Source organism: Eggerthella sp. (assembly GCF_048329335.1).
GTDB lineage: Bacteria > Actinomycetota > Coriobacteriia > Coriobacteriales > Eggerthellaceae > Eggerthella > Eggerthella lenta.
Genome location: NZ_DBFEGU010000488.1, coordinates 1 through 8,000, shown reverse-complemented (window position 1 = coordinate 8,000; position 8,000 = coordinate 1). Strand labels below are relative to the sequence as shown.

Here is an 8,000-nt window from a genome sequence, read left to right as displayed (position 1 = left end):
GTTCTACCAGCACAAGGGCCTGGCCTCCTCGTTCGACAAGGGCACGGCCGATGCCGTCAAGAAGGCGAACCTGCTGCCGTCGCAGCACCTGAACATCCGCTACACGCGCATGTTCGCGGGCGCGTTCATGTACGCGGCGGGCAATCATATCGGCATCGAGTGGGATTCGGTGCCGGGGCTCGGCGAGGGCTCCCCGGTCGCGGTGGACGGCGACGGCGAGAAGGCTTCCGGGTCGTACTTCGGGTGGGGCATCGCGCACGAGATCGGGCACAACATCAACCAGGCTCAGTACGCCTACCCCGAGGTGACGAACAATTACTTCGCGCAGCTGTCGCAGTCCAACGGCACGAGCGCTTCGGCCCGGTTCAGCTACGACGAAGTGTACGATCGCGTGACCTCGGGCGACGAGGGCCGCACCGGCAGCGTGTTCACGCAGCTGGCCATGTACTGGCAGCTGCGCCTGGCCTACGACGCCGGCGGCGCGTACCAGCTGTACGACACGTACCAGCAGGCCTTCGACAACCGCTTCTTCGCGCGCGTGGACAGCTACGCCCGCGCTCCGAAGACGGCGCCCGCGCCCAAGGGAACCGAGCTTGTCCTGGGCGGCGGCGAGAAGCAGAACATCATCCGCCTGGCCAGCGCTGCAGCCGAGCGCGACCTGACCGACTTCTTCCAGCGCTGGGGCTTCACGGCCGACGAGACCACGAAGGCCTACGTCAGCCAGTTCCCGGCCGAGACCCGCGCGCTGAGCTACGCCAACGACGACGCCCGGGCCTATGCCCGCTCCCACGAGGACACGGGCGCGGTCCTGGACAAGGGCGTCGCTCGGGCGACGGCGGAGGTGAACGGCAGCGAGGTGGCGCTCTCTCTCGGCGCAGACGCATCGGCGGGCGATTCCGTGCTGGGCTACGAGATCGCGCGCCTCACCACGGCCGACGGCGTGCAGCAGCGTCAGGTCGTGGGCTTCGCTCAGGCTGCGGAGGACGGCACGGCCTCGTACGTCGACAACGCCTCCTCGCTGGGCAACCGCGTGGTGTCCTACGAGGTGACGGTCGTCGACAAGTTCTTGAACCGCTCGAAGGCGCTCGTGCTCGATCCGATCAAGCTCACGGGCAACGGCCTGCAGGACAAGAGCGGCTGGACCGTGTCCACGAACATGTCCTCCGCGCAGGACACGGTTCCGCCCGCCACCGATGACGATCCCGACGCCCCCGCGCCGAAGCCCGCGTCCGAGCTGATGGTCGACGGCAAGGCCGACACGGTGTACACGGGCGGGTCGGACGGCGAAGACCCCGTCATCATGCTCGACATGGGCAAGCCCACCGAGGTCACTTCGCTGCGCTATACGCTGGGAGCCGGCGCTAAGGGGTCGGCCATCGGGGACTACCGCATCGAGACCAGCCTCGACGGCGAGAGCTACACCCTCATCAAGAAGGGCTCGCTGTCGCTTGACGAAGACGGAAAGGCATCGCTGTACTTCGACAACGGCAAAGACCCCTGGATCTGCACCTACGATGCACGCTACCTGCGCATCACGGCCGTCGGCCAGGCGGGCGGGCAGCTGTCGGTGGCCGAGCTCGACGTGTTCGGGCCCTCGGGCGACGACGTGTCCTTCCTCGACGCGAACGGCGGCGCGGCAGGCATCCTGAAGAGCGACTTCGTGTACCAGAAGGCCGACGAGAACCTGGACAAGCAGTTCATCCCGAAGGGCTCGCTCGTGTTCACCGGCTCGTACAAGGGCAACCCGGCGTACAACGTGGTGGTGCTCTACGACCAGGACGGCAACGTGGTGGGCGGCGTGAACGCCGACGGCAGCACGGTGGCCAGCCAGATCATCATGGCTCCCCAGCCCGGCGACGCCATGCTGGGCGACGTGTCCGAAGGAAGCTGGGTCTACTGGATCGAGCCCGGCGACTTTGCGAACATGGAGCTGCCCAAGCAGGTGCGCGCCGAGCTGTACCGCGTGGACAACGCGCTGACGAACGAGGGGCAGCGCCTGGTGAGCGACTCGCTTCCGGGCAAAGTTCCCGACAATCTGCCCGACGTCGAGCTCGGCGGCAACGCGACCGTCGCAGCCGATTAGCCTGAAGCCGAGAGGAACGGTTGAAGATATGTTTGCGAAGATGAAGAAGATAGCGGCAGGCGCGCTGACGGCATGCGCGCTCTGCCTAGCCCTCGCCCCGGGAATCGCCTGGGCGGGGGAGGCGCCTGGCGTGGTTCTGGACAAGGGCGCCTCGAACGGCTCGGCCGACGTGAGCCTGGTCGTCCCCAAGGGAGGCGACGAGGTTCGGGCGCTCAAGCTGTCGTTGACGGTGAAGGGCGAGGGCGGCGAGGCGCTGGAGGCCGGGTTCGGCTTCTCGAAGGCGGTCGAGGGCGCCGCGGTGGCGCAGGTGCGCTTCAAGCCGGTGGACGGCGGCCAGCGCGTGAACCTTTACGTGGCCGTCAAGGACGGGAACCTGTTCTCGGGCGACCGTCTCGATCTGGGAACCCTCGCGTTGTCGTCTTCGAGCGATTCCGTTGCGGAAGTGTCCGTGAGCAGCCTCGAGGTCGTAAGCTCCTCGCATGTGGAGATGGACGAGAAGCAGCTGGGCATGGAGCTGCCGGCTCCGTTGTCCGTCAAGGTCGCTTCCGGCTCTTCGGTCGGGCCCGATGAGCCGGGCGGGAGCCCTGACGACGGTTCGGGCGACGGGTCTGGCGGCAACCCCGGGGACGGCTCGGAAGGCTCCGGGCAGAATCCGGGCGAAAACTCCGGTGAAGGGACCGGCGGATCGAACGCCAAGCCGAGCCCCGAGAAGCTTCCGAGCGGCACGAACGTAAGCCCCGGGGCTCCCTCCGGCTCGGATAAAGCGCTGGTGACAACCGGCGACGGCTTGTTCCCCCTCGTGGCGGGTTGCGTAGCTGTCGCCCTCGTCGCCGGAGCCGTTGTGTTGGTCGTAGCGCTGCGCTCCCGCCGTCGCTAGCGCTTTCTACGTGCTCTTGCGAAGGCAGCGATGCCGCTGATCAAAGCCATGGCGCCGATCGTGCCTCCGATGGCCAGGGCGAAGCCGGGCATACGGTGCGCGGTTTCCGACGAGGTCGAGCCCGCGGAGGTCGCCGCCGAATCGCGGCTTGTCGAAGAATCGGCGAAGGCCTTCCCCGGCATCGATTCCTTGCTTGCAGCATCGCTTTCCCCTGCGCGCCCGGCTTGCTCGTCGGGCGCGTTTTCTTGCGTCCCGTCGCCGTCCTGCGTTCCGGCGGCCGGCTCCTCGTTGCGCGGCAGCGGCAGGATCGAGACCGTTGAGACAGGGTCGCCGCCGGCGGGGAAGCCGTCTTTCTTCGGCCGTTCTTCGCTCGCCTCGTTCCGCTCGCTTTCCCCCTGGCCCACGCCTCCGCGGTTCCCTCCGCTGTCGCCGCCGTTCACGTCGGGCGGGTTCACGACGGTCGGCGGCTCCTTCTGCGGTTCTTGGGGTTTCTCGGGCTCTGCAGGGTTTTCGGGCTCGACCGGGTCGACCGGCTCGACGGGTTCGGGAAGCCACTCCTCGGCGTATTCGAACAGCGCCGGCTCGAACTCGATGGCGGTTCGCACGCCGTCCTCGAGGACCACCGCGGTCGCGCGGAGGTAGAAGTCGCGATAGTCGACGGTCTCGGACGAGTAGCTGACCGTGCAGTACAGGATGCTGGGATCGGCGTAGTTGTCGTCGTACACGGGTTGGACGCTGTCGAGGCCCCAGGCGTACTCCTGCCAGTCCGCGTCCCATTCGAAGGTGCCCCAGGCTTCCCAGGAGTCCGGGTCGTCCGCATAGGCGCGGTCGACCCGAAGCGTCTGCAATGCGGGATGCCCGGTTTCCTCGTCGCTGTGGTACGGATCCACCGGCAGGGCTGGCAGGTACAGCAAAGCCGACATGCCGTGATCGGGGATGATGCGGATGATCTGGTCGAACGGCTTGTCGACGTGGTCGATGGCGCCCGGGCCCCCGCCTACGGAGCCGCCGCCCGCCATCATGCGCGCGTCGCCTTCGCGGACGTCGGCGTGAGCCGCGACGCCCGGCAGACCCGGCGACAGCGCCAGCGCGATCATGGTCGTGCACGCCAATGCTCGCACGAGACGTTTTCTGCTACCATGCTCCATGCAAGCTCCTCGTCGTCCTGAAAGGCGGTTCATGCCGCATCGCCCTGCGCATCGCTTCGCGGTTCACGCCGCGGTCGCATTCCTGTTGGCGGGATGCGTGTTCGCGATCGCGTACCACTATGATAACAAATACCTGTTCGGGCCGCCCTACGGCTCCGACGGCGTTATCGAGGTGTCCGATGACGATCTCGACCGTCTCGTCCCGCTCGTGGACGGTTGGATGCTCTCCGCGGACGGGGCGCCGCGGACCGAAACCTTCATCGGCCAGTACTCCAACTTCTCCTATGCTCCCGGCGGCACGTCGGCTTTCGGCTCCGCCGTGTACGAGCTGACGCTTAGCTATGTCGGCGCGCAACGAGAACGCGCCCTCGTGCTGCTGGTTCCCGAGGTGTACGGTGATTTCACGTTGTACGTAAACGGGGTCGTTGCTGCGGCCGGCGGAGACGGGGCGCAGGTCGGCATCGTGGCGGACCGCGACACGCGTCTGCGCCTTGAGGTGCGCAACGACGAGCACTACTACAGCGGGCTGGTCTACCCGCCCGTGCTGGGCACCGCGCAGCAGATGGCGAACGTCTCGTTCGCGAACGCGCTGTCCGCCTGCGTGCTGGTGCTGGGGCCGCTGGCTGCGGCGCTGTTCGCGTTCGCGGTGCGCCGCAAGCGCGACGGCGATGCGCTTGCGCGCGACTTCGGCGTGCTGTGCGCCGCCTTCGCCGTGGCGGGCGCGCATGGCCTGGTCTGGCATCTGGGCGCAGCAGGGGCCTGGTGGTATGCCGTAGAGGACGCGGCCTGGACGTGCGTGCTCGTCTCAGCCGTGTCGGTAGCCGCCCGAGCCGCGGGTTCGACGTGGACGCGCGATGCCCGCCCCCTCGTTCGCCGGACGGCTCGCGCGCTGTGGGCGCTGCCGGTCGTCACGCTGGCCTGGGCGCTGTCCATCCCGGCGCTGCCGGGCGGCATCGAGGCGTACGGCCTGTACCAGACCGCCGTGCGCGTCGGTTGCTGGGCGCTGTTCGCCGTATGCGCCGCCGTCGGGCTGCGCGATCGCACTGACGAGGCGCGCTTCGTGCTGTGCGGCTGCGCGGTGCTGGGCGCCGCGCTCGTGGCGAACCTTCTTGACAACAACGCGTACGAGCCTATGTACGGCCTGTGGCAGAGCGAGTACGCGGGGCTGCTGCTCGTGGGCGTGTTCGCCTGGATGCTGGTGGAGCGGGTGCGCCGCCTGCGCCTCGCCACCGAGCAGGTGCGCGATCTGGAGGTGCAGGTGCGTGCGGCCGAGGCGGGGCTGCGCCATCTGCGGTCGGGCGAAGAGGCTACGAGGGCGGCGCGCCACGATCTGCGCCATCATGCGGCCGCGCTGAGCCGTCTGATCGACGCGGGGGAGCAGGAGCGCTGTAGAGCGTATCTGGTCGAGCTGTCCGGCCAGCAGGAGGCTGAAGCCCCTCTGCGCTACGCCGACAACTTGGTGGCGAACGCGGTCATGGCAGCGTATTTGGCTCCGGCCCAGGCGGCGGGGATCGAGGTGCGCTGCGAGGCGCGCGTGCCCGCGGAGCTTCCCCTGCGCGACACCGAGCTGTCCGTGCTGCTGTCGAACCTGTTGTCGAACGCCGTCGAGGCGTGCGAGCGCGTGCGAGCCGAGGGCGCCGGCCGGCCTTTCGTCTCGCTTTCCATGCGCGCGCAGGACGGACGGTTGGCCGTGCGATGCGAGAACGCGGCCGTCCCCGGCGCGTCGTTCTCGCGCACGTCCAAGGCCGACGCGTCCCGCCACGGTTTTGGCCTGCCCGCTATGCGCCAGATCGTCGAACGCCACGGCGGCGCGCTCTACGCCGACGTCGAGGGCGGAGTCGCCGTCGTGCGCATCGTCATTCGCTTGGACGGCTGAGCGACGCATCATCGGCCGAAAAACACGTTTTCCGGCCGATATCCGTGTCTTTCGGCCGATGATGCCATGTGCTCGCAAGGTTTCGGCCCCCGTCGCGCAAGGGGCGCCCGCCGAGGCGCGGAAAATGTGGTGAACTTGCGCGCTGCCTGGTGAGCGGCCTAGGCAAAGCGTTGCCGATATGGTATAAATACACGGCACGACAAAGAAGCAAGCGCGTTTTCGCGCACCATACTTTCGACACACGAGAAAGTGGGCTTGTTCCCGCTTTCTTTGTTTGTAAGGGCTCGCCGCTCCGCGGCGTGAGAGCGTGGGGCGGCGAAGCGAAACCAAACGGGAAGGAGGAGGCGCGTGCTCAGCAAGAAGGAACAGCAGCTGCTCGACGCGTTGGCTCCCCGGGCGGAGCAGGAGGGCGTCGAGATCGTCACGGTGGAGGTCGCGGGCGCGAAGAAGGCCCCGACGATTCGCGTGTACATAGACACGCCCGACGGCGTGAGCTTCGACGAGCTGTCCTCCGCGCAGGCGTGGATCAACGACCTCATGGACGAGCTCGACCCGTTCCCCGGGGCGTACACGCTGGAAGTGTCGTCGCCCGGCATCGACCGGCCGCTGCGCACCGCGGAGCACTTCGCGCGGTTCGTCGGCGATACGGCGGTGCTCAAGACGCAGCCCGTGGACGGTCGCGGCAGCTGGACCGGCGCCATCGCATCGGTAGAGGGCGACGTGGTCGTGCTCGACGTGGACGGCGCCGAGGCGCGCATCCCTATGGACACCATCAAACGCGCCCATCTGAAGGGCACGATCGATTTCGGCTCGCAGACGAGCATCTGAGGAAAGGAAGCGAAGACGTGGCAAGTTCAGAACTGATTGAGGCGTTGCAGGCGCTGGCGCATGAGCGCAAGATCGACGAGTTCTACCTCATCGAACGCCTCGAGGCATCGCTCGCCAAGAGCTACCAGCATATCCTCGATCTCGAGTGGGACGCCCGCGTGACCATCGACCGCCAGACGGGCCACATCTACGTGTACGAGCTGGTGCCGGTGGGCGAGCCCGACGAGGAGACCGGCGAGTACAGCGAGTTCGAGGAGCGCGACGTCACCCCCGACGATGTCAGCCGCATCGCCGCGCAGAACGCCAAGGGCGTCATCGCGTCCATCGTGCGCGAAGCCGGCCGTCAGTCCATCTACGAAGAGTTCTCGGACCGCGTGGGCGACCTCGTGACGGGCACGGTGCTGCAGGGCACGCCGGACTTCACCATCATCAAGATTCGCGACGGCGTGGAGGCCGAGCTGCCCCATTACGACGTGAAGCGCAACCCCAACGAGCGCAACGAGCGTCCGAGCAACGAGCACTACCGCCACAACCAGCGCCTCAAGGTGCTCATCATCGAAGTGCGCGACCCGAACTCCGACGCGCCGAAGATGCGCGGCGAGCAGGCGCGCCCGGCCATCGTGGTGTCGCGCACGCATCCGGACCTCATCCGCCGCCTGTTCGAGATCGAGGTACCGGAGATCTACGACGGCATGGTGGAGATCAAGTCAATCGCCCGCGAGCCCGGCGCCCGCTCCAAGATCGCCGTGGCGTCGCGCGAGGCGAACCTCGATCCCGTGGGCGCCTGCGTCGGCCCGAAGGGCAGCCGCGTTCGCATGGTGGTGGAAGAGCTGCGCAACGAGCGCGTCGACGTGATCCAGTGGGCGGAGGATCCTGCGGTGTACGTGGCCAACGCGCTGTCGCCTGCGAAGGTGACCCGCGTCGTCATCGACGAGGACAACCACTACGCCACCGTCGTGGTGCCCGACGACCAGCTGTCGCTGGCCATCGGCAAGGAGGGCCAGAACGCCCGTCTGGCCGCGCGCCTGACCGGCTGGCATATCGATATCAAGAGCGCCAGCTTCACGGGCGAGTCGCTGGCTCCGATGGACAACATGCTGATCGACGAGGACGAGGCCGCGGACGACGAAGCCGGTCTGTGCGCCTACGTGGGCGAGGACGGGGTGCGCTGCCGCAACCATGCCCGTC

General features: G+C 67.7%; 6 protein-coding genes. 5 read left to right on the top strand and 1 reads right to left on the bottom strand.

Annotation, left to right across the window (positions count from 1 at the left end; genetic code table 11):
• Positions 1-2,083 (top strand): M60 family metallopeptidase (locus tag ACMO6A_RS15125; protein ID WP_418471492.1); only part of this gene is annotated, 2,083 nt, incomplete at its 5' end.
• 28 nt (positions 2,084-2,111) lie between these two features.
• Positions 2,112-2,960 carry a hypothetical protein gene (locus ACMO6A_RS15120; RefSeq protein ID WP_418471491.1) on the top strand — a complete coding sequence of 283 codons (849 nt, stop codon included), beginning with the start codon at positions 2,112-2,114 and terminating at the stop codon, positions 2,958-2,960.
• On the opposite strand, the gene ACMO6A_RS15115 is transcribed toward ACMO6A_RS15120, so the two are convergent.
• A complete protein-coding gene (locus ACMO6A_RS15115) occupies positions 2,957-4,108 on the bottom strand; it encodes a hypothetical protein (RefSeq protein WP_114516194.1) in 1,152 nt (383 codons plus the stop codon). The genes ACMO6A_RS15120 and ACMO6A_RS15115 overlap by 4 nt on opposite strands.
• A 31-nt stretch (positions 4,109-4,139) precedes the next feature.
• Here ACMO6A_RS15115 and ACMO6A_RS15110 point away from each other — a divergent pair, with 31 nt between their 5' ends.
• The 3 genes from ACMO6A_RS15110 to nusA all read left to right on the top strand — a co-directional run.
• On the top strand, positions 4,140-5,984 hold the full coding sequence (locus ACMO6A_RS15110) for a GHKL domain-containing protein (RefSeq protein WP_418471490.1): 1,845 nt from the start codon (positions 4,140-4,142) through the stop codon (positions 5,982-5,984).
• Between the two features lie 348 nt (positions 5,985-6,332).
• Complete coding sequence (gene rimP, locus ACMO6A_RS15105) at positions 6,333-6,812, top strand: ribosome maturation factor RimP (RefSeq protein WP_009609237.1); 480 nt, start codon at positions 6,333-6,335, stop codon at positions 6,810-6,812.
• A gap of 17 nt (positions 6,813-6,829) precedes the next feature.
• Positions 6,830-8,000: transcription termination factor NusA (nusA, locus tag ACMO6A_RS15100; protein ID WP_418471489.1), on the top strand; the 1,171-nt coding region annotated here is incomplete at its 3' end.

Excerpts from the sequence above, each read along its gene's own strand:
- ACMO6A_RS15120 (WP_418471491.1), top strand. The coding sequence starts at position 2,112 with ATGTTTGCGAAGATGAAGAAGATAGCGGCAGGCGCGCTGACGGCATGC.
- ACMO6A_RS15115 (WP_114516194.1), bottom strand. The coding sequence starts at position 4,108 with ATGGAGCATGGTAGCAGAAAACGTCTCGTGCGAGCATTGGCGTGCACG.
- ACMO6A_RS15110 (WP_418471490.1), top strand. The coding sequence starts at position 4,140 with ATGCCGCATCGCCCTGCGCATCGCTTCGCGGTTCACGCCGCGGTCGCA.